The sequence below is a fragment of the Ensifer sp. Root1252 genome, from assembly GCF_001425885.1.
Lineage (GTDB): Bacteria > Pseudomonadota > Alphaproteobacteria > Rhizobiales > Rhizobiaceae > Ensifer > Ensifer canadensis.
The window spans coordinates 40,528-67,319 of record NZ_LMDT01000011.1 but is presented as its reverse complement, the minus strand read 5'-3'; the positions used below and the strand labels follow the sequence as shown (position 1 = coordinate 67,319).

The following is a 26,792-nucleotide window of genomic DNA, read 5'->3' as shown; positions in this document are numbered from 1 at the left end:
TCGAGAAGTGCGGTTCATCTGCGGGCGCTCCACTTGTACCTGATTAGTGCGGGCTTGCCGTCGGGCGCACGATGATTTCGCTGACATCGACATCTGAGGGCTGTTCGATGGCATAGGCGATTGCCCGGGCAATTGCGGTGGCCGGGATGGCGATGCGCCGGAAGTCGCGCATTGCGCCGCGGGCAGTCTCGTCAGAGATGCTGTCGGCCAGTTCCGATTCGGTGACGCCGGGCGAGACCACGCTGACGCGGATGCGATCGGTTTCCTGGCGAAGGCCATCGGAAATCGCCCGGACGGCGAACTTCGTGGCGCAATAGACGGCGGCGGTCGGCGAGACGGCGTGACCGCCGATCGACGACAGGTTGACGATCTGGCCGTTGCCCTGCTCGGTCATCACGGGCAGGCTGGCGGCGATGCCATTCAGCACGCCGCGGATGTTGACATCGATCATCCGGTTCCACTCGTCGACCTTGAGGGCCGAAAGTGGCGACAGCGGCATGACGCCGGCATTGTTGACGATGACGTCAAGCCGTCCGAACTCGGAAACGGCATGGGCTACGAAGGCCTGCATATTGGCAAGGTCGGTGACATCCAGCGCCTTGAAGCTGGCGGTGCCGCCGGCGGCGCGGATTTCACCGGCAAGGGTTTCCAGACGATCGGTGCGGCGGGCGCCAAGAATGACGCGGGCACCGGCGGCGGCCAGATATCGGGCGGCCGCCTCGCCAATGCCGCTGCTGGCGCCGGTGATGGCGACGACTTTTCCTTGAAGCTCGGACATGCTTGGTTCCTTTCGCGATGGGCCGGGGCGTCCCCGGTTCTGAAAGTCACCATGCGCTCTCCGGTCGATGGAGCGGTAGAACAGCACTCCGGCATTCTTGCACGATTCTCCGAATGGCCCGCCGCTACGGTCCTGACCCGTCGTCGGGCGCCCCGGTGCCGCGGGTCTAGACGGCCAACTGGAGCGCCTGCCCGTCATTTTCCGCCGGAACGGCGCAGCAGATCAATGCCTCGCCTTGGCCGACCTCGAAGGACGGTTGCTGGGGATAGGCGACCTCGCCTTCCAGAACCCGCGTGCTGCAACTGCCGCAACTGCCGTTGCGGCAACCATATTCGGGCGAAAGGCCGCGGGCTTCGGCCAGCTCGAGCAGGGTACCTTCGCCCGGTTGCCAACGGGCTTCCTTGCCGGAGTCGGTAAAAATCACGCGGACCGACGTGTTGGCAGGCGGCTTCTACACCGTCGGCAATCCTGCGTCGAGGTTGCGGGTCAGCGACGACAGGCCGAATGTCTCCGCATGGATGCGGGCGTCGGCGACGTTCAACGCACGCAGTCCGTCATAGAGCGATTGCATGAAAGCCCGCGGGCCGCAGAGATAGAAGTCGTAGTCGTCGAAGGGCAGGGTGGATTGCAGCAACGGGATGTCGATGCGCCCGGCTGTGTCGTAATCCTCGCCCTTGCGTGCGCCATCCGTTTGGCTGAACACGCGCGTCAGGCGGATTTTGCCTTGGCCGGCATCGACGAGGGAGGCGATCTCCTGGTTGAAGGCGCGTTCATCGAGACTGCGGGCGGATTGGAACAGCCATGTCGGGCGGATACGCCGGTTGCGTAGCCCGTCGTAGAGGATGTGGCGCAACATCGCGATCATCGGGGTGATGCCGACACCGGCGGCAAGCAGCACGGCCGGCCGGCGTTCGGTCGGGTCGATCACGAAACTGCCAGCCGGTGCGCGCGTCTCGATGACATCGCCGGGGCCGAGGCCATGGAGGAGGGAGGAGACGGTGCCGTCGCGCTTGACGCTGATGCGGTAGGCAGCGTCTGAGGGGGCGGCCGAAAGCGTGTAGCTTCGGACGATCGGCTTGCCTTCCGTCTTGAGCCGGATCGACAGATGCTGACCGGCCCGGAACGGTGCTAGACCCGCGTCATCGGCAGGTTCCAGGTAAAGCGAGCGGATGGTCGCACTCTCATCCTCTGTCCGCACGATCCGAAATGGCCGCCATTCTCCGGCGCGGGCAGTGGCGTGCAGGCGATCTTCCGTCTGCTGCCAATCGCCTGTCATCAGCGAATTGGGCGACCAGCCTGCTTGTTCGAAAGACCAGCGAAGCGGCGAGCCATCAGGCCGATAGACCACTTGCCGCGGTCGAAAACGCCAAAGGCGTTCGGCGCCCTGGAATGCGTCGATTTCGGGCGAGGTGAGGATCACCTCAGCTTCACCTGTCATCTGCAGCATGTCACCGGTCGCAAAATCGACGAAGAGCAGGCCCGCCCTGGGGTTGAGCATGAAATTGCCCAGCGTGTTGAAGAACTTGTTGCCGGCGAAATCGGGGATCGTCAGCACGTCATCCTCGCCGACGCGGACAAAGCCGGTCTTGCCGCCGCGATGCGAGACGTCCACCTGGCGCAAGCCATTGTCGCGGTCGACATAGGAGGCGACGAAGAACGCATCGGCGTTGGTGATGATTTCTTTCGCGCGCGCATCGAGACCGTCGAGGTGAACGGGGGGCGCCTTTGGTGGAGCGTTCGGTTCCCGCGTGAATGAAAAATCCCGCAGCTGGATATATTGCGGACAGTTGCCGAAGCTCTGGCCGACAGCGACAACAAAGCGATCGTCCGCTGTCCGTCGGATGGTGCCGTTCAACCGATTCCGGCGCCGCGTTTCCAGCTGGATGCCGAGCATGGCAATGGCGGCGCCATCCTCCATGCCCCCGTCGGCCGGGTCGTTTCGGTCGCGTGGCAGCTGGACATTGAGGGCATGTGCGTCCGGCGCCTGCATGAAGCCCGGTTCACCCGCCCGCAGGCTTGCCCAGACATCGCCGGCGGGATCGACGGCTCCAAGCACGATGAAGGGCAACATCGGAAAAAACTGCTGGTGCTGCTCGGGCATGAAGGAACGAACGAAATTGCGGCCCGGCGCGTCCATGCGGTCGACAACGCCGAGGCTGCGTTGAATGGCAAGTTCGCCCTCATGCCAGGGGGACGCGGCGTGGGTCGGCTCGATCTTCTCCGGCATCGGTGGCTTCCTTTCTGATGAGAAAGGCCAGGGCGGAGCAGTCCGCCCTGGCAGGACAATCATGCGGCAAGGCCCGCTGCGGTTTTCTGGAAGCCGACGAAACCGGGCAGGGCTTCGATCCGCCCCAGCCAGTTGCGCACGTTGGCATAGTTGCCGAGGTCGACATTTCCTTCGGGCGCGCTGGAGACATAGCTGTAAAGCGCGACGTCGGCGATGGTCGGCCGGCTGCCCAAAAGGAAATCACGCTCAGTGAGTTCTGCGTCGAGCAGTTCCAGGATGCGATGCGCTCGGGAGATCACCTCTTCGGGGCGAAGGTTTGCGCCGAAGACTGTGACGAGCCGTGCGGCGGCCGGTCCGTAGGCGATCTCGCCGGCGGCGACCGAAAGCCATTTTTGCACTTTCGCCGCACCGACGGCGTCTTCCGGCAGCCAGTCGGTGCGACCGAGCTTCTTGGCGAGATAAACGAGGATGGCGTTGGAATCCGTCACGATGGTGCCGTCGTCGTCGAGCACAGGGACCTGACCGAAGGCGTTGAGCTTGAGGAAATCCGGCGCCTTGTGCGCCCTTGCCATCAGGTCGACATCGACGAGTTCGTGCGGCGCGCCAAGCAGAGCCAGAAAGAGCTGAGCGCGATGCGAGTGGCCCGAAAGCGGGTGGCGGTAGAGTTTCATGGTCATGTTCCCTTTGGTAGCGGCGTCCGTCGATCTGGAGCGTCGGCGGATGCATGATGCGGTCACTCGGCAGCGTCTGGCGATTGCGAAAGCCGGATCATTGCAGCTCGTTCGGCGCTTCCGGGCAGTTCGGAATGAACTGCCTTCTTCAGCAATCTATGCCCTTCCAGATTTTGGCTGTAGAGTGCCTTCGTGATAGATGGTCTCTCGATTATTGGAAGGCAGATGGATCGACTGGATGCAATGACCGTGCTTCTCGGTGTTATCGAGGGCGGGAGCCTGTCTGCCGCGTCGCGGCAGCTGCGCATGCCGCTGGCGACGGTCAGTCGCAAGGTTTCGGAGCTTGAAGCCCACCTCGGTGCGCAATTGCTGACCAGGACGAACCGCAGGATCCAGCTGACCGAGGCAGGGCGATCCTATGTCGAAGCGGCGCGGGAAATTCTTGCTCGGGTCGACGAGGCGGAGCGGGTAGCGGCCGGCGAATACTCGACGGTCAAGGGCGATCTGACGATGACGGCGCCGATCGTTTTCGGACGGCTGCACGTGTTGCCGGTCGTCGTCGATTTTCTGAAAGCCAACCCTGAGGTCAACATGCGCTTGTCGCTTGGCGACCGGCTCGTCAACCTCATCGACGATCACATCGATGTTGCGCTCAGGATCGGCAACCTGCCGGACAGCAACCTGATCGCCACTAAGCTCGGCACGATACGGCGTGTCGTCTATGGGAGCCCGAGCTATGTCGCCAGACATGGCCAGCCTGGCCATCCGCACGAACTTGCCGACCATGATTGCATCACGTTCGAAGGTTTGATGTCGAACCGCAGCTGGAGCTTTGCCGATGAGAGGGGCGAGATGGCCACGCCGATCCACTCACGCCTCGTGGTCAACACCGCGGAGGCTGCCGTCGACGCGGCGGTTGCCGGCCTCGGCCTGACGCGTGTTCTGTCCTATCAGGCGGCACGCGCCGTCGCCGATCGTTTGCTTGTGCCGTTGCTGGAACCCTTCGAACATCCGGCGCTGCCGGTTCAACTGGTCTATCTGCCGCAGGGTCTCGTGCCGATGAAACTCAGGGCATTCGTCGATTTCGCCGCGCTCCGGCTGAGAGCAGTGCTGAAATGACGACGGCCGCACCTTCTTTGCGGATCTTACGCTGATATCACGAGCTGATCTGCGGCGCCTCGCGGATGACGACGCCCCCTTCAGCGGTCACCGCTTGCGGGTCACGGGCCGGCCGAGGCTGATGCATTGCCTGTAGCGATCGCGGCCGGTGGACGAGCGTGACCAGAACGAAGGACAGGATCATCAGCAGATACCAGGCGCCTAGCTTTTGCAGCGATACCGGTGTCCAGCCGGCGTGCTGCGAGGGATAGATCCAGGCGCGCGACCAGGTTCCGATATTTTCGGCAAACCAGATGAACAGAGCGATGAGCAGAAAACCGATGAGCAGCGGCATGCGGTGGCGGAACCGGAAGACACGGTAGTGCACATTCGTGCGCCAGAACAGGATCGCGATGATTGCAAACAGCAGATAACGCAGGTCGATGACGAAGTGGTGCGTGAAGAAATTGGCATAGATGGCGAGCGCCAGCAGCACCGTCGCAGAGCGGGGCGGATAATGGGTGTAATGCAGGTCGAGAATGCGGGTCACGCGCGCCAGGTAGGAACCGACGGCGGCATACATGAATCCTGAAAAGAGCGGCACGCCGCCGATGCGAAAGAAACTGGGCTCCGGATAGATCCAGGAACCGACGGACGTCTTGAAAATCTCCATGAGCGTACCGACGATATGGAAGATCAGGATAACCTTGGCTTCGGCAATGGTCTCGAGCTTAAAGGCCAGCATCAGAAGCTGAATGCCGAGTGCGGCGAGGAAAAGGAAATCATAGCGGGCAAAGCCGATTGCGTCCGGCCAGAACAGCTTGGTTGCAATCATGAGCGTCAGCATGGCGCCGCCGAAGAGGCATGCGAAAGCCTGCTTGATGCCGAAGACCAGCAGCTCCGTCAGGCCGCCAAGCAAGCCGCGGTCAGGAAGCCGGTCGAGCAACCGGTGGGCGGCCGCATCGATGCGCGCTTCGCGCGAGGTGAACCGTTTTTCGTCCGACAGCCGAGCCACGCGATTCGCCTCCTTGCCAGTGCCGATGGAGCGATGCCGAGGCAATGCGGTCGAATTGTGGATCAGTCGGAGCTGGACGGTTCCGGCTGATCCACACGCTTGTCTAGATCATTTCACTGTTTCACCGAAACAGTGAAATGATCTAACTCGTTGAAATAACGCAATTCCGGACGGAAAACCGTTTCACACTTTTCCTGGAATTGCTCTAGGCGCCGACGCATTGATCGCCGTGGCTTGAGAGCGCCTGCGCTATCGGAACAGGCTTGGCAGCCAGAGGGACAGGCCGGGGATGTAGGTGACGAGCATCAACACGGCGATGCTTGCGCCGAAGAACGGCCAGATGGTGCGCATCGCCTCGCGGATCGAAATGCCGCCGACGGCGCAGCCAACAAAGAGCACGGTGCCGACCGGCGGCGTGTTGAGGCCGATGCCGGCGTTGAGGATCATCACCACGCCGAAATGCACCGGGTCTATCCCGAACGCCTTGACGACAGGAAGAAGCACCGGTGTGCTGATGATCACCAGCGGCGCCATGTCCATGAACGTGCCAAGCAGCAGCAGAATGATGTTGATGAGCAAAAGCACGATAACAGGGTTGTCGGAGATCGCGCTGATCGCCGCGACCATTCCCTGCTGGACCTGCAGGAACGCCATCAGCCAGCCGAAGGAGGCGGCGGTGCCGATCACCAGCAGCACCATCGCGGTGGTGCGCACCGCCTGCAGCACCGCCTCGACGAAGCCGCTCCAATCGAGTTCGCGGTAGACGAGGATCGCAACGAGCAACGCATAGAACACGGCGATGCAAGAGCTTTCCGTTGCCGTGAAGATGCCGGAGCGCACGCCGCCGAAGATGATGGCGATCAAGAGTAGCCCCGGAAGCGAAGCCAGCAGATAGAAGCCGAGGCGGCGCAGGCCAGGGAAGGGTTCCGACGGATATCCTTTCTTCCGCGCCACCACATAGGCTGTGACCATCAGGGCTGCAGCCAGAAGCAGACCGGGCAGGATACCGGCGGTAAAGAGATCGGCGACCGAGACGTTGCCGCCCGCTGCGATCGAATAGAGGATCATGTTGTGGGAGGGCGGGATCATCAATGCGATGATCGCCGCATTGACCGTGACGTTGACGGCGTAGCTGCGGTCATAGCCGCGCGCCGCCATCTGCGGGATCATCAACCCGCCGACGGCGGATGCGTCGGCGACGGCGGAGCCGGAAATGCCTCCGAACAGCGTCGAGGCGACGATATTGACCTGGCCTAGACCGCCGCGCAGATGCCCGACGATGCCGGCGGCAAAGCGGATCAGGCGGTCGGCGATGCCGCCGCGCACCATCAGGTCGCCGGCGAAGATGAAGAACGGGATCGCCATCATCGCAAAGACGTTCATGCCGGAGTTCATCTGCTGGAAGACGACGATCGGCGGCAGCCCCATGTAGATGACGGTGGCAAGCGACGCGATGCCAAGGCAAAAGGCGATCGGCATGCCGATCATCATCAGGAGCGTGAAGGTGCCGAAGAGAATGCTGTAGGCCACTATGCTGCCTCCTGAATGACGACATCGGCGACGGGCGCTTCGCCCAGCACAACGTCGGCAAGACGCTCCGCCGCAAACAGTGCGATCAGCAGGCCGCCTGCGATCATCGGGAAGAAATCGACGCCGCCCGGCCAGCCGAGCACGGGGATGGTCGCCGCCCAGGTGCCGGCGGCAAGCAGGGTCGAATAGAAGCTCATGGCCAGGCCAAAGAGCACGATCAGCGAAAGGCTGACGATATCCATCAGGCGCTGCGTCGCAGGCGATGCCGAATGGCGCACGAAATCGAGCCCGAGATGCACGCTCTCGCGCACGCCGACGGCCGCGCCGAGCAGGATGAACCAGGACATCAGATGCAGCGACAGGGGTTCCGACCAGCTGGGCGTGTCGTTGAGGACATAGCGGGCGAAGACCTGCCAGCCGACGATTGCCGTCATGGTGACGAGGCCGAGGCCTGAGATGTAAAGCGAGAGCCGGCTGAGCCGGGCTAGCACAGGCCTGACAGCCTGCAAGAAACGCCACATTGCCTTTATCCTCCGTTGGCTGCCGGCGAGTGGAGTGTCCAACCGATCGGGCCGGACACTCAGGCGTATCGGATGCCGCTAAAGCGCGTCGCGATCTCCAGGATTCGCTAAGCTCTTGATTTTTCGCATCTCGGCATCGCAAAACCGCTGCACACTTTTACGCAGCTTGCTCTAGTTGATGGCGCGGATCCGCTCGAGCAGGTCCTTCATCTGTGGGTCGGTGACGAAGCGATCGTAGACCGGCTTCATCGCCGCGGAGAATTCGGCCTTGTCGACGGTGATGACGTTGGCGCCGGCTGCACGAACCTTTTCCTCCGACGCCTTTTCCCGCGCCGTCCAGAGCTCACGCATCTTCACCACCGATTCCTTCGCCGATTCCTTCAGGACCTTCTGGTCGTCGGGCGAAAGCTTGTCCCAGCTCATCTTCGAGATCACCAGGATTTCCGGATTGAGGGAATGTTCGGTCAGAGTGTAGTTCTTGGCAACCTCGAAATGCCTGGAGGATTCGTAGGACGGCCAGTTGTTTTCCGCCGCATCGACGACACCGGTCTCAAGCGACGAATAGACCTCGCCGAAGGGCATCGGCGTGGCGTTCGCGCCGAACGCTTCCATCATTGCAATCCACAGGTCCGACTGCTGGACGCGAACCTTCATGCCCTTGAGATCGGCCAGCTTCTCGATCGGCTTCTTGGTGGAATAGAACGAGCGCGCGCCGGAATCGTAGAAGGCAAGTCCGATCAGGCCGTGCGGTTCGAAGGCGGCAAGCACTTCGTCGCCGATCGGCCCGTCGACGGTCTTGTGCATGTGCTCGGTCGAGCGGAACAGGAAGGGAAGCCCGAGCACGACGGTCTGCGGCACCAGGTTGTTGAAGGGTGCTGCATTGACGCGGTTCATGTCGATGACGCCGAAGCGCGTCTGCTCGATCGTGTCCTTTTCGCTACCAAGCGCTGCATTGTTGGTGACGTCGATCTTGATGCGGCCATTGGTGCGCTTGGCGACCAGTTCGCCCATGTATTTCACAGCCTCGACGGTCGGATAACCGTCCGGGTGGATGTCGGCCGAGCGCAGCGTGATTTCCTGCGCCTGCAGGGTGCCGGCGCTGAGGGCAACGCCCAGGGCCAGGCAAAGCGTTTTTGCGATGTTCATTTTGTCCTCCTCCTTCTTGTAGCGCCGAAGCCTCCTCGCTTCGGACGAATGCGGGTGGCTTCAGGCACCTCTGTCCGTGAATGGCTTCAAGCCAAAGAGCCGTTCAGGATTTTCGACGAGCACGCGATGACGGGCGCCGGCGTCCGGCAGCCAGCCCAGAACTGTGTCGGTCAGTTCGGCATCGTCGGGATAGTCGGCGTTGGTCTTTGCAATGTTGTGTGGCCAGTTGCTGCCCCAGACCACGCGTTCGGGCGCATGCGCGACAACCGCGCGCGACAGTGCGGCGACGTCGGCAAAATCGGGGCCGCCGGTCTTTGAGGATTCGTAGACGCCGGCGAACTTGAACCAGCAGTTGCCGCCATCGATCAGCCGCTTGACCGCGGCGACTTCGGGTCCATCTGGTGCCGCGCCGGAGAAGAACTTGCCGTGATGGTCGAAAACCCAGCGGGATTTCAGTTTCTGCAGTCTTGGTTCGTGCTGAAGGATGTTGCTGCCGTCGAACTGGATGGCGACCATCCAGCCGCGGGCTGCCGCGCGGTCATCCACAGCTTCGAGTTCGTCAAGGCCGACGGCGCCGCCGGGCAGATCCATGATCCTTGCGCCGATCACGCCAGCATCCGACAGGGTATCCAGCTCACGCTCCGAAGTCTCCGCGCCGAAGGCGGCGACGCCGCGGGCCGAAGGCCCCATCGCGTTAAGGCAGGCAATCAGGTTTGTGTTGTCACGCTGATGGGCATTGCCCTGGGTGATGATGACCCTGTCTACACCGAGCCAGCGCATGAGCTTTCTGTATTGATCCGCATCCGGCAGGGCGCCGGCGGGAAGTGCGGGCCCGCCAGCAAGGGCGGGAAAGCCGGGCAGATACATATGCATCTGCGTGTCGACCGTGCCTTTTGGCAACGGGTTTTTGGGCGGGCGACCGGAGAGCGTTCTGACCAACATCTCAATCATCCCTCATCCGGAACTCGGCAAGCGCATCGCGGTCGATTTCGATGCCAAGTCCCGGACCACCGGGGATTTTGACGACCCCCTGGTCATGCTCGATCGGCGTCTTGATCACCGCCTGTCGGAACGGGTTTTCGGTGCGATCGAATTCGAGGATCGGCTCGATCGGGTTGACGCGCACCGGATTGGGCACCATCGCTGCCATGAACTGGAGGGCGGCGGCGATATGAACCGCCGTGCCCCAGACATGCGGGACGATGCGGACACCATGGAGCGCTGCCATATCGGCGACGCGCCGTGCCTCGGTGAACCCTCCGACGCCGGCAAGATCGGGCTGGAGAATGTCGACGGCGCGTGTCTCGACCGGTTCGCGCATCCCCCAGCGGCTATGCCAGGTTTCGCCGCCGGCGACCGGTATCGGCTGGCCGGCACGCACCTCGCGATAGGCACCGAGCTGTTCCGGCACCACCGGCTCCTCGAACCAGTCGATGTCCAACTCGGCAGCCTTGCGGCCAAACTCGAGCGCCTCAAGCACGTCGTAGCCGTGATTGGCATCGACCATCAGCCGCATGTCCGTGCCGACCGCTTCGCGCACGGCACGGACGACAGCAAGATCCTCGCGCACGCCAAACCCGATCTTGATCTTGCTGGCATGAAAGCCCTCAGCGCGATAGCGGGCGACTTCGGCGGCGTTGTCCTCGACCCGGTCGATGCCGTCGCGCTTGAAGCTTCCCGTCGCATAGGCCTTGACCGTTTCGCGGAAGCGGCCTCCGAGAAGCGTGGAAACCGGCACGCCGAAATGTTTGCCCTTGATGTCCCAAAGCGCGATGTCGATGCCTGACAGCGCGGTCAGCGCCAGGCCGCGCTGGCCCTGGTCGCGCAGCGCGTTGTAGAGCCGCGCCCAGATCTTTTCGGTTTCAAGTGGATCGGCGCCCGTAAGCCAAGGGGTATAGGCGGCGACCACGGCGGCGTTGGGTCTTGCTGGGCCAAGGCATTCGCCCCAGCCGGTGGTGCCGTCGTCGCAGACGATCTCCACCAGCACATGGGCCCGCCGGTCGAAGCGCATCGACGCGCTCTCGAACGGCACCGCAAGGCGGTGTTCCAGCAGATGCGTGCGGACGGCTGTGATTTTCATCCTAGCGTTTCCAGGGCGCAATAAGCGTTGCGAGCATGTCTTCTTCCTGCGCCGTCAGGTCGTCGAGCGGCGGCCGCACGCGGCCCGCATCAAAACCCTGCAGCCGGACGCCGGCCTTGATCGCGGCGACGGCATAGCCCTTGCGGCGGTTGCGGATGGCCATGAAGGGGTAGAAGAAATCACGCAGGATCTCTTCGCAGCGTGCCCGATTGCCAGCGCGCAACGCCTTGTAGAACTCGACGGCGAGCCCCGGCACGAAATTGAAGACGGCGGACGAGTAGGTGGTGAAACCCGCTCCGAGATAGGCTTCGGCGAAGAGTTCGGCCGTTGGCATGCCGCCGAGATAGGTGAGCCGGTCGCCCATCGTCGCGGTGATCTGGCGGATGAGGCCGATATCGCCCGTCCCATCCTTGAAGCCGATGAGGTTGGGGCATTCGTCGCACAGACGCTTCAGCGTATCGACTGTCAGCACCGAGTTGTCGCGGTTATAGACCATGACGCCGATGCCGACGGACTGGCAGATCTCTCTCACATGAACGAAGAGCCCCTCCTGCGGCGCGTCGATCAAGTAATGCGGCAGAAGCAGGATGCCATCAGCGCCGGATTTTTCGACGGCGCGCGCCAGCTCGACGCCGATCTCGGTGCCGAAGCCGCATCCCGAAACAATGGCGGTTTTGCCGGCAGCTTCTTTAGCGGCGGCGACGATGCCCGGTATTTCCTTAGGCGAAAGCGAAAAGAACTCGCCGGTCCCGCCGGCGGCAAACAGCACTGGGGCATCGAAGCCGGACAGCCATTCGACATGGCGACGGTAGCTCTCGGGATGGAACTTTCGCTCGGCATTAAAATGCGTCACGGGAAACGACAACAGACCGGCGCCGAGCGCGGCCTTGATCTCTTGCGGCGTCATACTCGATTTCCTCTGCCTGCCTCCTCCGGCAAAGTTGTCGTACATGTATGATGAGATTGTGTCAATGAGTTATCGTACAGGTGAGCGCTGTTCGCGAAGCAGTGTCCGGTAGCGGGCCTGGCTGCCGCGCAGATGGCGTCGCATCGCCTCGCGCGCGCCCTCTTCGTCGCCGTTGGATATGGCGACAACGATGTCGTTGTGTTCGTTGTCGAGCATGGCGATATAGGCTGATTGGTCCTGTTCGCTGTCGTCGTTGCGCAGTGCACCGCGCGGGATGACGTTTCTGCCGATCATCGCCAGGAACTCGCGGAAGCGCGGATTGTTGGTGGCCTCGGCTATGGCGAGATGCAGGGCGAAGTCGGCTTCGACGCTGGAGATGCCGGCGTTGAGGCAGGCGCGTACCGCATCGTGTCTTTCGATGATCACCTCTTCCTGAGCGGGCGACCGGCGAAGCGCTGCAAGCCCTGCGGCTTCTACCTCCACGGCGGTTCGCAACTCCAGCAGTTCGATCATGGAAGATACGCGCGCCGGGTCGATATGATGCAGGGAAAGCGGTATGGGTCCGGCGGCGGGTGGGGGCTCGAGAACGAAGACACCCGCGCCCTGACGCGCCTCGACCAGCCGGTCTGCCCGAAGTGCGGCGATCGCCTCGCGCACGACTGTGCGGCTGACGCCATGAGCCTCGGAGAGCTGCGCCTCGCTCGGCAACTTGCTGCCCGGCGGAAACTGACCCGCAGTGATCGCCCGCCGCAACGTGTCGCCGAGCCTCGACGTCAACGTGCCTGTTCCGGTGCCCGGCTCCAGCTTCGTTTGAACGCTCATCTCGTCTCCTTCTCGTGGTCGTTTGTCCGCCTGTCGGTACGTTTTGTCCAGCCTGTGTGCCACATCAATCGGCTTGTGGCATCACATGTCCGATTTATTGACGTGACAACATCAACCTGTATGATGAGTTGAGTTTAAATGCAATGCATGGATACCGGCTGCAGGGCGCCGGTTACGGAGGACGGGACTTGAAGCGACTGTTGATCACGGGTGCGGCGGGGGCACTGGGTCGCGCCATGCGGGGGCGCGTGGCTCACCTGGCCGAGATCGTGCGTCTCTCGGATATTGCCGATCTAGGCACGGCGGCACCGCATGAGGAGATCATGCCCTGCGATCTCGGCGATGCGGCCGCTGTGCATCGGCTGGTCGAGGGCTGCGACGCCATTCTTCATCTCGGTGGCATCTCGGTCGAGGACAAGTTCTCCAAGATCCTCAATGCCAACCTGCTGGGTCTCTACAATCTCTACGAGGCCGCACGGGCGCACGGTCAGCCGCGCATTCTTTTTGCCAGCTCCAACCACACAGTCGGCTTCTACCGGCAGGACGAGCACGTGGAGGCGGATGCGCCGATGCGCCCTGATGGCCTCTATGGCGTGTCGAAATGTTTCGGCGAGGCGTTGGCCCGGATGTATTTTGAGAAATTCGGCCAGGAGACGGCGCTTGTTCGGATCGGCAGCTGCATGGAAAAGCCGACCAACCACCGCATGCTGTCGACCTGGATGTCCTATGACGATTTTGCCGCGCTGATCGCTTGCGCGTTCCGGGCGCCGATGCTCGGATGCCCCATCCTCTGGGGCATCTCGGACAATGACAGCCGCTGGTGGGACAATTCGCACGCCGCCTATCTGGGCTGGCGGCCGCGGGATAATGCCGAGCGCTTCCGCGCCGAACTCGAAGTTTCGCCTGGCCGGCCGGAGGCCTCGTCGCCGCTTGCCGTCTATCAGGGCGGAATGTTCACGCAGGACCCGATTTTTACCGAAGACTAGCAGGTTGGGGATGTTAGCCTGACCTTTGCCATCGGCGACAGTGCGCCGTTGGATGCTGCGGCCGGCCGGCGTCCTAGAGCAATTCCAGGAAAAGTGTGAAACGGTTTTCCGTCCGGAATTGCGCTATTTCAACGAGCTAGATCATTTCACTGTTTCGATGAAACAGTGAAATGATCTAGCGCTCTGTGGAGAGGGGACGCACCTGCTTTACGTAGGTTCGCCCGACGCGGATTTCGCTTCCGTCCGACAGAAGCGCGATCAAGGCGGCGAAGGGCGCCTGCCGCAAGCCGACGATGCAATGGCGCCGAACGATCGAGCTTCGGTGGAGCCGGAGAAACTCAGCCGGGTCCAGCCGGCCTGCGAGTGAAGCCAGGCTCTCGTGGTGCAGGTAGGATTTGTTCTCGGTGTGGATGCGGACGTAGTCGCGCTCCGCCTGGAACCGCACCACGCGATCGAGCGCGATGCGAATGAACTCGCCTCTTGCCTTCACCCAGATATCGGCGACCTGCGCCTCCTGCTTGCGAAGCGCCTGCCGGAGCGCCCGCACGGTTTCGTTGAGTTCCAGCACGCGTTCGGCGCTTGTTCGTGCCGCAATCGCCATGCGGGCCCGATCAATCGCAGTTCGTAGACGATTGGGCTCGATCGGTTTGGTGACATAGTCGACCGCGGCGGCCTCGAAGGCGCGAAGGGCATAGTGATCGAAGGCGGTCACGAAAACGACGGCAGGTGCGTTGTTGCCCAACCGTTCCAAAATGTCGAAGCCGGTGCCGCCGGGCATCTGGATGTCGAGCAGGATCACGTCCGGCAAAAGTTCGGCGACGAGAACGCAGGCCTGCTGCACATTGCCGGCCGTCCCGACGATCTTGATCCCGGGCATGGCCCCGAGCAGGCGTATAAGCCGGCGACGCGCCAGGGGCTCGTCATCGATGACGAGGATCGACAGGGGCTCTATCTGGATTTCGTTCATGCGAGCCTCAGGGGCATTGTGATTGCTGCTCTGAAACGCTTGGGCGTTACAAGGCCGGATACACAGGCGCCGACGCCTGGAAAGCGCGCCTGCACCCGATCGGCGACATTCTTGAGACCGATCCCGGTGCCGGAAGACTGGCGTCGCCCGCCCCCGGTCTCCGGCGCGATATCGTTTTCGACGGCGATCTCGAGCGCATGGCCGACCTTGGCCGCGCTGATGACGATCTCAACCTGATCAGGAGAGCGGCCGACGCCGTGTTTCACGGCGTTCTCGATCAAGGGCTGCAGGATCAGACTTGGCACCAGAGCCTCTTCCAGGCCATTGGCGATGTCCATCCGCAGCTTCATCCGGTCGGAGTAACGCTCGCCTTCGATATGCAGATATCCGGTTTGCAGGGCGAGTTCATCCGCAAGCCGCACGTCGTGCAGCGGGTCGAGCTCCAACGTCGTGCGCAGAAAGTTCGAAAGCGACATCACCATGCGGGTCGCTGCAATGGTCTGCCCTTCCTCGATCAGGCCGGTGATGGAGTTCAGCGTATTGAACAGAAAGTGCGGATTGACCTGGTATCGGAGCGCACGCATTTGCGCGGCCAGTGCTTCCTCCCGCGAGATCGCCAGGCGCCGTTCGCGCTCACGCAGCTCGAAGCTGTAGAGCAGCGCGACGAAGAAGAACGACCACCCCACGAACGTCGCCATGCTGTAGACGAGCGTGTAACCGGTATTCGTCCAGTCGACCGTGATCGGGTCGGGACGCACGAATAAAACATAGAGCAGGAAGTCGATGCCGGTATTGGCAAAGGCGGCAATGAGAGAGGTGGAGAATCCAACGACGATCTTGGTGGCTATATGCCGGTGCCTGACCCGAAACATCGCCGCCGCGATACCGTAGGAAAGAACCATGCCACAGGACATCAGCAGCAATTTGCCGGGGGCAGACACGATCGGATCGGTTCCGAGTATGCCCCACAGGATACTGCTGATGAGAAATTCCACGAACCAATAGAGAAAACCGAGCCAGAGCGTCGTGCGCCGAACGCTGCCGATATAGGCGCTTTCGTCCGGCGATTTTGTTTCGTCCTTGGGTTTCATGCCATTTTTATCGTTCAACCGGCCGCCAATGTCGATTGCCGTTCGTCGGCGAAATCAAGCCGTTTGCAGAAAGTCCCGACCTTTCGGGCGCTGCTATTTGCCGCTTGCGGAATGCAAACCCCGTTGCTTTTGCCGGCCTGCCGCTCCGCGGAGGCCTTAGCGTCATGCCAGCCTCAAGGGCATGGTGATCGCCGCCCGAAAGCGGTGCGGTGCGACAAGACCGGAAATGAAGGCCCCCATCTCCGGAAATCGGGCCCTGATGCGGTCGGCGACATTCTTGAGGCCTGTACCCGTTCCCGGAGGCTTTTTGGTCGCGCATTGCGGTTCGATCGTCAGGTCGTTTTCGACGGAAAGCTCGAGGGTTTCACCGTGACGTGCCGCGCTGATCAGGATTTCGACCGCGCCGGCCGAACTGCCGACGCCGTGTTTCACCGCATTCTCGATCAGCGGCTGGAGAATGAGGCTCGGCACGAGCGCCTGCTCCAGGCCGGGTGCGATGTCGAGCTTCAGTCGCATGCGGTCCGAGAAGCGCTCGCCCTCGATGTTGAGATAGCCGATCTGCAGCGCCAGCTCGTCGGCGAGACAGACGTCCTGCATTGGGTCGAGTTCGAGCGTCGTGCGCAGGAAGGAGGAGAGCGAAAGCACCATGCGGCCCGCCGCCGTCGAAGCACCTTCCTCGATCAGCCCGGCGATCGAATTCAAGGTGTTGAACAGGAAGTGCGGGTTGACCTGGTAGCGCAGCGCCCGCATCTGCGCCGTTAACGCTTCTTCTCGCGTCAAGGCCAGGCGCCGTTCGCGTTCGCGCAACTCAAAATTGGAGAGAAGCGCAATGTAGAAGAAGGCCCATCCGTGGAACAGCGCCACGCAATAGATGACGGTATAGGCGACGTTGGTCCAGTTGACGTCGGCCGGATCGCCATGCGCGATAAGAAAGTGGCAAGCGAGGTCGACGCCGGCGTTGATCACTGCCGCGACGAGCGACAAGGCGGAGCCGACCAGGAGCTTGAAGAGAATGGAACGCTCCCTGCACCTGAAGAGCGTGGCTGCCATCGCATAGGACATCAGCGTGCCGTTCAACACCAGGATCAAGGTGATCGGCGCAACTTCTATTGGGTCATATCCGAGGACTGCCCATAGTACGCTGGTGATGACGCCCTGCATGAATTGATAGAGGAAGCCGTAGGAAAGGGTCGCACGGCGAACACCTGCGGTATACTGAGTCTCTTCCGGCGAAGCCGTGTCATCTCCTCGTGCCATGTGGGTTTATCCCTCAAGCCGAGATGGTTGTCGATTGCCGTTCGTCGGCGAAATCGAGCCGTTCGCAGAAAGCCCCAACCTTTGGGCGCTGCAATTTGCCGTTTGCAGAAAGCAGAATTCTCCCCTTTCCCTGGCTTGCTATAGCGCCCGATGACCCGCCGCCCCCTGGCTCGTATTCGCCTGAGGGTTGTGCGCTGACGAATGCAAATGAAAAGGGGCAGACATTGAATACCTGTGTGAAGGCGGACGTTTTGAGGATCAACCTTCTGAGCTCGACTGCGCTTGGACGCGCCGGTCTTGTCTCGATCATGCTGGCGGCCGTGCCGTTCGTCCCGTCGCCGGCGAAGGCGGCCGGATTGCTCGTTCCAAACGACACGACCTGGACCACCGACCATACGATCAACGGCAATCTCGTGATCCGCGGCGGTCCCAGTGGCGCTACTCTGACGATCAAGGACGGCGCCTCCGTCGAAAGCAAGGGCGGCTACATCGCTGACGGCAAGGGCTCGGTCGGAACGGTCGTCGTCTCCGGTCCCGGCTCGACCTGGGATATCGTCGATCCAGATCCGCGCGGCTACCGCGTGCTTTTCATCGGGGGTTTCGAGGGCGGCATCTACGGCGGAAAGGGCACGCTGATCGTCGAGGATGGCGGCAAAGTCTCGGCGAAGGAGACCTACATCGGCGCCTTGCAGGAAGGCGACGGAACGCTCGTGGTGCGCGGTGCCGGATCCATGCTCAGCACCGATTTTCTGGGGGTGGCCTTCGGCGCGCTGACGCTCAACACTGGCGCGGTCAGGATCGAGGACGGTGGCGTCATCAACTCCAACAAGGCCATTTTCGAGAACGGCACGGTTCTGGTGAGCGGCGAGAATTCGCGCTGGATCAACGCCGGCGACTTTACGATCGGCGACAGCTTCACGATCGAGAAGGGCGCCGTGGTCTCGACCAACACCGCGACCCTCCGGGAGGATGAGAGCGTCGACACCATTCAAGTGTCTGTCGACGGCGCTGGCAGCGAGTTCAAGGTCAATGACAAGCTGACGATTGGCGAGGCCGGAGACGTCAACCTTTCGGTCGCCAACGGCGCAAAGCTGTCAGCGGGCGGTGGTATCGTCCTTTCTGGCGTCGGTGGTGCGATCCGGGAAGGCATGGGCAGTCTTTCGATCGGCGGCAAGGTCGATATGGATCGTGTCGGCGGTCCGATCGCTCGGCAAGCGCAGGCGGCCGGCACGGTCGATCCCTCCTCGAAGATCGATTTCGGCCCAAGGAAGGGGCACGTCAATTTCAACCACACGAACACTGGCTATGAATTTGCCAACACGATCGGTGGCCAAGGGTCGATCAACAATTTCTCGGGCGAAACGGTCGTGAGCGGCGACCTGACGAAGTTCCACGGCAAGGTGAACGTCTCCGGCGGTAAGCTGGTTCTCAAGAGCAACCTCGACACAATCGATAACGACGCGGACACGGGCCCCTTGGACTACAGCACGACCCGGTTCGACGTGAAGGATGGAACCCTGATCGTCGATGGCGAAGCGGGAAGAGTGCAGACAACTTTTCTTGACGGAAAGACCTACACCAATTCCGTCGTCGTCTGGGGGGAAACGCTGAACCGCATTGGCAATCCGGCCTCGACGGCTTTCGGCCGCCTTGGCGGATCCGGCACTATTGGCACCACCGCGGTCGACAAGAGAGCGGTCATTGCACCGGGAAACAATTCGACCGGCACGCTGACGATCATGGGGCAACTGGAAATGAGCGACGGCTCGATCTACGAGGCCGACATCGCCGGCGACGGTCGCTCCGACAGGATCGCCGTCAAGGGCCTGCAGAACGGCGTGCGGGGCGATGGCGTCGCGACGATCGGCAATGGCGTCAATGTCGAGGTGACCGCGCTCGATGCCAATACCAGCTACCAGAACGGCCACACCTATACCATTCTGACCGCGGAAAACGGTGTCGACGGTCAGTTTGCCCAGGCGATTTCGAAGTCCGCCTTTCTCGATGTCACGCTGGAGCAGAAGGACAAGCAGGTCGATCTCAAGATCGCGATCAAGGATACGGGTACACCTAATCCTGGTAATCCCAATCCTGGCAACCCGAACCCCGGTAATCCAAATCCCGGCAACCCGAACCCTGGCAATCCCAACCCTGGAAACCCGAACCCGGGCACGCCGGGCACGTCGGCCAAGTTCGAACGCGTGGCCATCAGCGGCAATCAGAGGAACACGGCGCTCGCCCTCAACACGCTTGCGCAGAGCGGGCCATCGCTTGCGCTCTACAACATTCTCCTGAGGCTCGACGCCGCCAATGCGCGTGGTGCCTTCGACCGCCTGTCCGGCGAGGTTCATGCTTCGGCACAGACAGCGCTGATCAATGACAGCAGCTTGCTGCGCAACGCGGCGAACGACCGCATTCGCGACGCTTTCGGCGACGTTGCTGCTGCGAATGTCCCGGTTCTGGCCTACGGGCCGGAGGACAAGATCACGACCGGTGCAGTCGCCGCGATCGACGCGGTCGCCGTCCCGCCGCCGCCAATGGTCGGCTGGGGACAGGTTTTCGGCTCCTGGACCAACACCGATGGCAACGGCAATACCGGCCAACTCGATCAGTCGACGGGTGGCTTCATCACCGGCTTCGATGCGGCGGTCTCGGACAATGCGTTGGTTGGCATCATGGCCGGCTACAGCCGGACGAATTTCGACGTCGACAGCCGTGCTTCGAGCGGCGACAGCGACAACTACCATCTCGGCGTCTACGGTGGCGGCCGTTGGGGCGATGTCGCGTTGCGGTCCGGCCTTGCCTATACCTGGCATTCGATCGAGACGGAGAGAGCGGTCGTCTTCCCAGGTTTCCGGGACGCGTTGAAGGCCGACTATGATGCCGGCACATTCCAGGCGTTCGGCGAAGTCGGATACCGTATCGACCTGCCGAGCGTAGCGCTCGAGCCCTTCGCGAACCTCGCCTATGTCAGCCTTCACACCGACGGTTTCACTGAGAGTGGTGCTGCGGCGGCTCTGTCGAGCAGGAGCAACACGACCGATACGACCTTCACGACGCTCGGTCTTCGTGCGTCGGCCCCTCTCAGTCTGGGGGCCACCAATGCCAAGGTGCGCGGCATGCTTGGTTGGCAACACGCCTTTGGCGATACGACGCCTTTCTCGACGATGGCTTTCGGCACGGGCAGTGCCTTCTCGGTTGCCGGTACGCCGATCGCCGAGGATGCGGCGATCATCGAGGCCGGCATTGATTTCGCGCTGACCGACACTGCGAGCCTCGGCATCACCTACACCGGCCAGTTCGGCTCAGGCACGACGCAGAATGCCGTCGATGCCAAGCTTGATGTGCGCTTCTGATGCGGCTTTTACGCTGGATCACCGCAACGTTGATGGCGACGATCGTCGCCACCAACCCGCTCTATGCGCAGGAGGCGCCGAAGGACGCGACGGCCCCCTCTTCGCTCGCCGAGACCTACGACGACTGGAGCGTCGCCTGCGCGGTGACAGACGGCAATCGCAGGTGTGTTCTTTCGCAGCGCCAGGTTCACCAGAGCGGACAGCGCGTGCTGACGCTGGAACTTGAACCGGTCGACGGCGCTGGCCTCCAGGGACAGCTCGCGCTGCCTTTCGGTCTCTACCTGGACAAGGGCGTCTCTCTTGGGGTCGATGATGCCACGGGTAGCAAACCCTCGCGGTTTCGAACCTGCATGCCGGTCGGATGCATCGTCGCGCTGACGTTCAATGAGGAGACGATCAAGCTGCTGCGTGGCGGCAAGGTGCTGAAGCTCGTCGCCTTTGCCAGCGACACCGAGAAGGAGGTCAGTTTCTCGATCTCGCTCAAGGGGTTTGCAACCGCGCTCGACCGCACCATTGCCTTGATGCAGAAGGCTTGAGGCGAGGCGTGTTGCCGGCGGCTGCTTGCGCCTCAGTTGCCGGTACGACGATAGCGACGGCTCAGGCGCAGTTAGCCATCGGACCTCTCTCGGTCCTCCCCGGGGAAGGCGCTCTCTCGTTCGGTTGGGCCGCCAGCCCCGATGCGAACTGGGGAGCGCTGTCCTTGCCGGCGATCCAGACCGCGTTTCGCCCTGCCGCCTTTGCCGCATAGAGCGCTCGATCGGCGGAAGACAGAAGCTCGCTTGCCTCCTGTTGCCTTGCGACAAAGGCAACACCGACGCTGACGGTCGCCGAAAGCGTCGTGTTTCCGGCCCTGACCCGCGCCTGCTCGAAGGCACTGCGGATGTCCTCGGCGATGGCTGCGGCCTGCGATCGGTCGACCCCGGGGAAGCAGGCCGCAAACTCTTCGCCGCCCATGCGCGAGAGGAAGCCCTTGCCGCCAACGGCTTGCGAGATGACCGCCGCGCACTCGATGAGCACCTTGTCGCCGACAGCGTGTCCATGGCGATCGTTGATCGCCTTGAAGTGGTCGATGTCCATGTACATCAACGCTCCATCATCGGGTCTTGTCGCCAGATAGGCGTCGACGCTCGCCATGAAAGCGCGCCGGTTCTGCACACCGGTGAGGGCGTCGGTTTCCGACGCCAGCTTGTATCTGTACTGCGTTCTTTCTTTGATCAGCGCGAAGAACGAGAACCCGCCCGCAAGACTGTGGATGAAGAGTTCGAAGGTCAGCAGCTGATACCATATCGGCTGTTCGGCGCCCGACGCCGTGTTGCCGAAAAGCGGCCAGACGAAGATCAGCGGGATGCGCACGAGATAGAACAGGCCATGCGTGGCGAAGAGAAATGCGACGATGTAAGAGCTTGGAAGCCTGCGGAAATTGTCGGAGCGGAAAATCTCGACCGCGATCATCGCCGAATAGACGAAGATCAGCGCGGAAAACAGCACGATCCTGCTGGTGACATTGTTCTGGACATAATCGGAAAAACCGGTGACCAGCAACCACAACACCGGCCCGGCCAATGCGGACGCGATCTTCACCGGTTGATTGTCGAAGGCGCGCAGGCCGAGCCAGATGAGCGCCAAGCCCAGAACCGTCAGGGCGTTGCCCAGCGTCACCGGGACGAAGGAATAACCCGGACCTCGGAAGGCAAGCAGGGTAAATCCAAGTGCGGCGACCAGAAATGCGCAGGACCACAGCCTCAGTTCCAGGCTGTTGCGCTCCTGGCGTGACGCGAGCGCGAAGAAGACTGCAAAGACCACCAACGTCGCGAAGGAGCTGATCATGATCGTCGGGGTATGTAGCGCTTCCACCGTCAACTCCTGGATTCTGCGGGACGTTATGCGCCAGAATCTTAAAGGTTTCGCAAATGACGGGGGCGGCGATTAGCAGGGGTCGGGGACGCCGAACTCGGTATTTCCTGCGCGCTATGACGGCCTGGTTTGTCGCATCGTCAGGTCCGACATCAGCCGCTGTTGGCCGGCCCGGATCACGTCTTCCATTGCATGTCGGGCGCCTTTGGCATCACCGCGGCGGATTTCCTCGACGATGCGGATATGGGTCACGGCGACGCGGTCGATTTCGCTGCGGTCGGCGGAAGGATTGGTGAGTTTGAAGACGCCGATCAGTGCCGCCTCGATCAGGCTGCCCACCGTGCGCATGAACGGGTTGAGGGACGCTTCGAGGAGATGCAGGTGGAATTCGAGGTCGGCATGCGCCAGCGTTTCGGCGCTGTGGTCTTCATTGCCCATGGCAACGGCGAGCCGCATCATCTGGGCGATGTCGGCGTCGGTGGCGCGCTCAGCCGCAAGCGCTGCCGCAAAGGGTTCGAGCGCCAGCCTGATTTCGCTCAGGTGATTCAAAAACTCCTCGTCGACGCCAACGCTGAAATGCCAGGAAAGCACGTCGCTGTCGAACAGGTTCCAATGCGCGCGCGGCATGACCCGCGTCCCGATGCGCGCGCGCGGGAACACCAGACCTTTGGCCGCGAGCGTCTTCATTGCCTCGCGCAGCACGGTGCGCGACACCTTGAAGCGTGCCGCCAGCTCGACGTCACCAGGCAGAATATCGCCGGCTAAGAACTCTCCGCCGACCACCGCGCGTCCGAGCTCGTCCACGACATGGCCGTGGCTTGAGCGTTTCACAGGTTGCTTTGCGAAGGTTCCTGGCAGCATGAGGTGCACCCATGCCCTTCCTAGACGTGCCGCTGTTCGTTGCGGGACACGTATACGATGCCCTTCTGCATGAGGATGAAGACGAACAGCAACAGGCCGATCAGGATCTTCGTCCACCAGCTGGAAAGCGAGCCGTCGAAGGTGATGTAGGTCTGGATCAAGCCCTGGATGAGGATACCGATGAAGGTCCCGGCAACAAAGCCGGAGCCGCCGGTCAAAAGCGTGCCGCCGATCACCACCGCAGTGATCGCATCGAGTTCGACGCCGACGGCCGCAAGCGAGTAGCCGGCCGAGGTGTAAAGCGAGAACACGATGCCGGAAAGGCCTGCGAGCAAACCTGACAATGCGTAGATCATGATGGTGGTGCGTCCGACCGGTACGCCCATCAGCTTGGCGGTGGCGGTGCCGCCGCCGAGGGCATAGATGTCGGTGCCGAACCGGGTGCGGTGGGCAATGAGGATGCCGATGGCAAAGACGAGCAGCATCAGCCCACCGATGAGCGTGATCCTGCCGCCGCCGGGAAGCTTGTAATAAAAACCCTTCAACGTGCCGTAGAACGGATGCTTGATGGCGATGGAATCGATCGACAGCACGAAGGCCATGCCGCGCGCCAGAAACATGCCGGCGAGCGTGACGATGAAGGCCGGCATCTCCAGATAGTGGATGATGGCGCCCATTACCGCTCCGAAGAACGTCGTGATCAAGAGCACCATGGCGAAGACGGCGAGCGGATGGACGCCGGTGTTCTCCAGCACGACGGCCAGGAACACACCGGTGAAGGCGATCACCGAGCCGATCGAAAGGTCGATGCCGCCGGACAGGATCACGAAGGTCATGCCGACGGCGGCGATGCCGAGGAAGGCGTTGTCGGTCAGCAGATTGCCGATCACCCGCGTCGACAGGATGTTGGGATACTGCGCCACGCAAAGCGCATAGCTCAAGACGAAGATGACGATGGTTGCGGTCAGCGGCAGGTATTTGGGTTTCATCGCGCTTGCCGCTCCGTCGGTTTTCTGCTGGCGCGCAGGAGCGCGACAAAGGTGAAGGCGTTTCGAACCGGTGGCGACTGCAGCACGAGAATGAAGACGATGATCGCCGCCTTGATGATCAGGTTGAATTCCGGCGGAAAGCCGGAAAGCAGGATGCCGGTGTTGATCGACTGGATGATGATGGCGCCGAGCACGGAGGCGGCGATGCTGAAGCGGCCGCCGAGAAGCGAGGTGCCGCCGATGACCACGGCAAGGATGGCGTCGAGTTCGAGCCAGAGCCCGGCATTGTTGGCGTCGGCGCCCTTGATGTCGGCGGCGGCGATAATGCCGGCAATCGCGGCACAAAGGCCTGATAGCATATAGGCAGCGATCAGCAGAACCGGCGTCAGCACACCGGAAAGCGTGCTTGCCTGGCGGTTGACGCCGATCGCCTCGATCAGCATGCCAAGCGCCGTCTTTCGCACGATCAGCGCTACCAGGATGCCGAAGATCAGCCAGATGATCACGGGCAGGGGGAGCCAAGCGAACGAGCCGCTGCCAAGAAAAATCAGCCCCTCATCGTTGAAGGTGAGGATCGCGCCTTCGGTGACGAGCTGAGCGATGCCGCGCCCGGCGACCATCAGAACCAGCGTTGCGATGATCGGCTGGATATCGAGAATGGCGACGAGGATACCGTTCCAGAGGCCGCAGAGAATGCCGGTGCCAAGGGTGATCAGAAGCGTCATCGCCAGCGAGTGGCCCGACGTGATCGACGAGGCGGCGACTGCCCCGCAGATCGCCATCACGGCGCCGACAGAAAGATCGATGCCCTTGGTGGCGATGACGACGGTCATGCCGATCGCGAGCAGAACCACAGGGGCGCCGCGGTTGAGGATGTCGATGAGACTGCCATAGAGGCGGCCGTTCTGGATTTCGAGGCGGAAGAAGCCCGGGAACACGAAGGATACCATCAGGAGAATGACCGCCAGCGCTATCAGCTGCGGTAGGAGCCTGATCGCATAGCCCCTAAGTATTGCTGTCATGCCGCTCCCCGTTCATTCGCCGATGCGATGGCCTCGATGATCTGGTCCGCCGTGATCCGATCGCCTTCGAGCGAGGCGACGTGCTGGCGGTCGCGCAGCACCACGATGCGCGTGCTGTAGGCAACGAGTTCCTCGATCTCCGACGATATGACCATCAGCGACATGCCTTTCTCGCGCAGACCCTCGATGAGCCGGACGATCTCGGCATGCGCGCCAACGTCGATGCCGCGCGTCGGCTCGTCGAGGATCAGGAATTCGGGTTCCGTTGCTAGCCAACGGGCAAGAATGGCTTTCTGCTGGTTGCCGCCGGAAAGCAGTCGGATCGGCTTTTCGCGATCGGCCGTGCGGATGTCGAGCGCCCGGATATAGTGGTCCGCCAGGCGGTTCTGCTCGGTACGGGAGATCGGACGGGTCCAGCCGCGTCGCGCCTGAAGGGCGAGCACGATGTTTTCGCGCACCGAGAGATCTCCGACGATGCCCGCGGTCTTGCGGTCCTCGGGGCAGAAGCCGAACCGTCGCGCGATCGCCTGGCGCGGCGACGATAGCTGGACGGTCTTGCCGTCGACTTCAGCCGTGCCGCTGTCGGCGCGATGGGCACCAAAGAGGATCTCGGCCGTCTCCGTGCGGCCGGAGCCGAGAAGCCCGGCAATGCCGACAACTTCGCCCGCCCTCACATCGAGGTCGAAGGGGGAGACGTGGCCCTTGCGGCCAAAATTGCGGAAGCGATAGCGCACCGATCCGGTGAGATCCGCTCCTTCGCGCGCAGAGCGGATTTCCGCTGCAAGCTCGCGGCCGATCATCATCGAAATCAGGTCGCGCCGCTCGAGTGACGCCGTGTCTCGGGTGCCAACCAGCTGGCCGTTGCGAAGCACAGTGATGCGGTCGGAGATTTCGTACACCTGTTCGAGGAAATGGGTGATGAAGACAATGCCGAGGCCACGCGCCTTCAGTCGCCGGATGATGCGAAACAGCATCTCGACTTCGTGGGCGTCGAGACTTGCCGTCGGCTCGTCGAGGATCAGCACCTTGCCGGAGAGATCGACGGCGCGGGCGATCGCGACGACCTGCTGTATGGCGACGGAATAGCTGTCGAGCGCGCGGGTGACGTCGAGGTCGAGCTCGTAGTTTTCAAGCAGTGCGCGCGCCTGACGGTTCATGGCGCGGACATCGACGAAACCCAACCGGCGCGGCTGTCGGCCGAGGAAAAGGTTTTCCGCTACCGTCAGGTTTGGCAGCAGGTTGACCTCCTGATAGACGGTGCCGATGCCGAGCTTCTGCGCATTGAACGTATCGCGCGGATCGATCTCGACGCCGTCGAGCAGGATCATGCCCCCGTCGCGCCGGTACGCGCCGGTGAGGCATTTGACCAGCGTCGACTTGCCGGCGCCGTTCTCGCCGAGAAGCGCATGGACCTCGCCTCTGCGCAAATGAAAGTCAACCTTGTCCAGGGCTCTCGCACCGGGAAAGACCTTGTCGATCCGGGTCGCCGAAAGCAGGTTGTCGCCGATGGTCTGCATGATCCCTCCCTGACTGGAACGCGGCGCACTCAGTCGAGCACGCCGCATTACTTCAGTGTTCCGAAAATCAGCATGCTTCACCTCGATCCTCGTGCTC

Annotated in this window: 22 protein-coding genes and 1 pseudogene; 4 read left to right on the top strand and 19 right to left on the bottom strand. The window is 62.2% G+C overall.

The genetic code is table 11. The features are described 5' to 3' along the window. Window positions 1–43: 43 nt before the first annotated feature. The 3 genes and pseudogenes from ASD02_RS12325 to ASD02_RS12315 form a co-directional block, all read right to left on the bottom strand. Complete coding sequence (locus tag ASD02_RS12325) at window positions 44–778, bottom strand: SDR family oxidoreductase (RefSeq protein WP_057213277.1); 735 nt, start codon at window positions 776–778, stop codon at window positions 44–46. Between the two features lie 166 nt (window positions 779–944). Beyond that, a pseudogene (locus ASD02_RS12320) lies at window positions 945–3,005 on the bottom strand (pyridoxamine 5'-phosphate oxidase family protein). A 59-nt stretch (window positions 3,006–3,064) separates the two neighbouring features. After that, window positions 3,065–3,676 carry a glutathione S-transferase gene (locus ASD02_RS12315; protein ID WP_025429913.1) on the bottom strand — a complete coding sequence of 204 codons (612 nt, stop codon included), beginning with the start codon at window positions 3,674–3,676 and terminating at the stop codon, window positions 3,065–3,067. 225 nt (window positions 3,677–3,901) lie between these two features. On the opposite strand from ASD02_RS12315, the gene ASD02_RS12310 reads away from it, so the two are divergent. Next, window positions 3,902–4,795: a LysR family transcriptional regulator gene (locus ASD02_RS12310; RefSeq protein ID WP_025429914.1), complete on the top strand. Its 894-nt coding sequence runs from the start codon at window positions 3,902–3,904 to the stop codon at window positions 4,793–4,795. Window positions 4,796–4,832: 37 nt separating this feature from the next. Here the strand turns inward: ASD02_RS12310 and ASD02_RS12305 are convergent, their stop codons facing one another. From ASD02_RS12305 to ASD02_RS12270, 8 genes are all read right to left on the bottom strand, one after another. Further along, window positions 4,833–5,780, bottom strand: a complete 948-nt coding sequence (locus ASD02_RS12305) for a DUF817 domain-containing protein (RefSeq protein WP_057220878.1) — start codon at window positions 5,778–5,780, stop codon at window positions 4,833–4,835. A 258-nt stretch (window positions 5,781–6,038) separates the two neighbouring features. Continuing rightward, window positions 6,039–7,319 carry a TRAP transporter large permease gene (locus ASD02_RS12300; RefSeq protein ID WP_082555532.1) on the bottom strand — a complete coding sequence of 427 codons (1,281 nt, stop codon included), beginning with the start codon at window positions 7,317–7,319 and terminating at the stop codon, window positions 6,039–6,041. Next, a complete protein-coding gene (locus tag ASD02_RS12295; RefSeq protein ID WP_025429917.1) occupies window positions 7,319–7,840 on the bottom strand; it encodes a TRAP transporter small permease in 522 nt (173 codons plus the stop codon). The genes ASD02_RS12300 and ASD02_RS12295 overlap by 1 nt, the downstream gene beginning before the upstream one ends. A 171-nt stretch (window positions 7,841–8,011) precedes the next feature. Beyond that, complete coding sequence (locus ASD02_RS12290) at window positions 8,012–8,986, bottom strand: TRAP transporter substrate-binding protein (RefSeq protein WP_057206047.1); 975 nt, start codon at window positions 8,984–8,986, stop codon at window positions 8,012–8,014. 60 nt (window positions 8,987–9,046) lie between these two features. After that, complete coding sequence (locus ASD02_RS12285) at window positions 9,047–9,928, bottom strand: amidohydrolase family protein (protein ID WP_057213273.1); 882 nt, start codon at window positions 9,926–9,928, stop codon at window positions 9,047–9,049. A gap of 1 nt (window position 9,929) precedes the next feature. Further along, the gene (locus ASD02_RS12280; protein WP_057213271.1) at window positions 9,930–11,066 is read right to left on the bottom strand and encodes a mandelate racemase/muconate lactonizing enzyme family protein; all 1,137 of its coding nucleotides are present in this window, start codon (window positions 11,064–11,066) and stop codon (window positions 9,930–9,932) included. Window position 11,067: 1 nt separating this feature from the next. Then, window positions 11,068–11,973, bottom strand: a complete 906-nt coding sequence (gene kdgD, locus ASD02_RS12275; protein ID WP_057213269.1) for a 5-dehydro-4-deoxyglucarate dehydratase — start codon at window positions 11,971–11,973, stop codon at window positions 11,068–11,070. 69 nt (window positions 11,974–12,042) lie between these two features. After that, a complete protein-coding gene (locus ASD02_RS12270; protein WP_057213267.1) occupies window positions 12,043–12,795 on the bottom strand; it encodes a FadR/GntR family transcriptional regulator in 753 nt (250 codons plus the stop codon). A gap of 188 nt (window positions 12,796–12,983) precedes the next feature. Between ASD02_RS12270 and ASD02_RS12265 the strand changes: the two genes are divergently transcribed. After that, the gene (locus tag ASD02_RS12265) at window positions 12,984–13,781 is read left to right on the top strand and encodes an NAD(P)-dependent oxidoreductase (RefSeq protein WP_057213265.1); all 798 of its coding nucleotides are present in this window, start codon (window positions 12,984–12,986) and stop codon (window positions 13,779–13,781) included. A gap of 175 nt (window positions 13,782–13,956) precedes the next feature. On the opposite strand, the gene ASD02_RS12260 is transcribed toward ASD02_RS12265, so the two are convergent. From ASD02_RS12260 to ASD02_RS12250, 3 genes are all read right to left on the bottom strand, one after another. Beyond that, window positions 13,957–14,748 (bottom strand): LytTR family DNA-binding domain-containing protein, encoded by a 792-nt coding sequence (locus ASD02_RS12260; protein WP_051509268.1) that lies wholly within the window; start codon window positions 14,746–14,748, stop codon window positions 13,957–13,959. Then, entirely contained in the window at window positions 14,745–15,839 is a 1,095-nt protein-coding gene (locus ASD02_RS12255) for a histidine kinase (protein ID WP_057206062.1), read from the bottom strand. Before ASD02_RS12255 ends, ASD02_RS12260 begins: the two co-directional genes overlap by 4 nt. A 162-nt stretch (window positions 15,840–16,001) precedes the next feature. Next, complete coding sequence (locus ASD02_RS12250; protein WP_025429926.1) at window positions 16,002–17,096, bottom strand: histidine kinase; 1,095 nt, start codon at window positions 17,094–17,096, stop codon at window positions 16,002–16,004. Window positions 17,097–17,320: 224 nt separating this feature from the next. Here ASD02_RS12250 and ASD02_RS12245 point away from each other — a divergent pair, with 224 nt between their 5' ends. Then, entirely contained in the window at window positions 17,321–20,452 is a 3,132-nt protein-coding gene (locus tag ASD02_RS12245; protein WP_210178849.1) for an autotransporter domain-containing protein, read from the top strand. Next, entirely contained in the window at window positions 20,452–20,988 is a 537-nt protein-coding gene (locus tag ASD02_RS12240; protein WP_057206068.1) for an invasion associated locus B family protein, read from the top strand. The genes ASD02_RS12245 and ASD02_RS12240 overlap by 1 nt, the downstream gene beginning before the upstream one ends. A gap of 61 nt (window positions 20,989–21,049) precedes the next feature. Here the strand turns inward: ASD02_RS12240 and ASD02_RS12235 are convergent, their stop codons facing one another. The 5 genes from ASD02_RS12235 to ytfR form a co-directional block, all read right to left on the bottom strand. Next, on the bottom strand, window positions 21,050–22,306 hold the full coding sequence (locus tag ASD02_RS12235; protein WP_156408398.1) for a GGDEF domain-containing protein: 1,257 nt from the start codon (window positions 22,304–22,306) through the stop codon (window positions 21,050–21,052). Between the two features lie 114 nt (window positions 22,307–22,420). After that, a complete protein-coding gene (locus tag ASD02_RS12230; protein WP_082555537.1) occupies window positions 22,421–23,164 on the bottom strand; it encodes a FadR/GntR family transcriptional regulator in 744 nt (247 codons plus the stop codon). Between the two features lie 23 nt (window positions 23,165–23,187). Continuing rightward, on the bottom strand, window positions 23,188–24,156 hold the full coding sequence (gene yjfF, locus ASD02_RS12225) for a galactofuranose ABC transporter, permease protein YjfF (RefSeq protein ID WP_057220866.1): 969 nt from the start codon (window positions 24,154–24,156) through the stop codon (window positions 23,188–23,190). Further along, complete coding sequence (locus ASD02_RS12220) at window positions 24,153–25,178, bottom strand: ABC transporter permease (protein WP_025429932.1); 1,026 nt, start codon at window positions 25,176–25,178, stop codon at window positions 24,153–24,155. Before ASD02_RS12220 ends, yjfF begins: the two co-directional genes overlap by 4 nt. Beyond that, window positions 25,175–26,695 carry a galactofuranose ABC transporter, ATP-binding protein YtfR gene (gene ytfR, locus ASD02_RS12215; RefSeq protein ID WP_025429933.1) on the bottom strand — a complete coding sequence of 507 codons (1,521 nt, stop codon included), beginning with the start codon at window positions 26,693–26,695 and terminating at the stop codon, window positions 25,175–25,177. Before ytfR ends, ASD02_RS12220 begins: the two co-directional genes overlap by 4 nt. Window positions 26,696–26,792 lie beyond the last annotated feature (97 nt).

Bases quoted from the DNA above. Each gene is read 5' to 3' on its own strand.
- ASD02_RS12310 (WP_025429914.1), top strand. From the start codon at position 3,902: ATGGATCGACTGGATGCAATGACCGTGCTTCTCGGTGTTATCGAGGGC.
- ASD02_RS12325 (WP_057213277.1), bottom strand. From the start codon at position 778: ATGTCCGAGCTTCAAGGAAAAGTCGTCGCCATCACCGGCGCCAGCAGC.
- kdgD (WP_057213269.1), bottom strand. From the start codon at position 11,973: ATGACGCCGCAAGAGATCAAGGCCGCGCTCGGCGCCGGTCTGTTGTCG.
- ASD02_RS12295 (WP_025429917.1), bottom strand. From the start codon at position 7,840: ATGTGGCGTTTCTTGCAGGCTGTCAGGCCTGTGCTAGCCCGGCTCAGC.
- ASD02_RS12260 (WP_051509268.1), bottom strand. From the start codon at position 14,748: ATGAACGAAATCCAGATAGAGCCCCTGTCGATCCTCGTCATCGATGAC.
- yjfF (WP_057220866.1), bottom strand. From the start codon at position 24,156: ATGAAACCCAAATACCTGCCGCTGACCGCAACCATCGTCATCTTCGTC.
- ASD02_RS12285 (WP_057213273.1), bottom strand. From the start codon at position 9,928: ATGTTGGTCAGAACGCTCTCCGGTCGCCCGCCCAAAAACCCGTTGCCA.
- ASD02_RS12220 (WP_025429932.1), bottom strand. From the start codon at position 25,178: ATGACAGCAATACTTAGGGGCTATGCGATCAGGCTCCTACCGCAGCTG.
- ytfR (WP_025429933.1), bottom strand. From the start codon at position 26,695: ATGCAGACCATCGGCGACAACCTGCTTTCGGCGACCCGGATCGACAAG.
- ASD02_RS12250 (WP_025429926.1), bottom strand. From the start codon at position 17,096: ATGGCACGAGGAGATGACACGGCTTCGCCGGAAGAGACTCAGTATACC.
- ASD02_RS12255 (WP_057206062.1), bottom strand. From the start codon at position 15,839: ATGAAACCCAAGGACGAAACAAAATCGCCGGACGAAAGCGCCTATATC.
- ASD02_RS12280 (WP_057213271.1), bottom strand. From the start codon at position 11,066: ATGAAAATCACAGCCGTCCGCACGCATCTGCTGGAACACCGCCTTGCG.
- ASD02_RS12290 (WP_057206047.1), bottom strand. From the start codon at position 8,986: ATGAACATCGCAAAAACGCTTTGCCTGGCCCTGGGCGTTGCCCTCAGC.
- ASD02_RS12270 (WP_057213267.1), bottom strand. From the start codon at position 12,795: ATGAGCGTTCAAACGAAGCTGGAGCCGGGCACCGGAACAGGCACGTTG.
- ASD02_RS12315 (WP_025429913.1), bottom strand. From the start codon at position 3,676: ATGAAACTCTACCGCCACCCGCTTTCGGGCCACTCGCATCGCGCTCAG.
- ASD02_RS12240 (WP_057206068.1), top strand. From the start codon at position 20,452: ATGCGGCTTTTACGCTGGATCACCGCAACGTTGATGGCGACGATCGTC.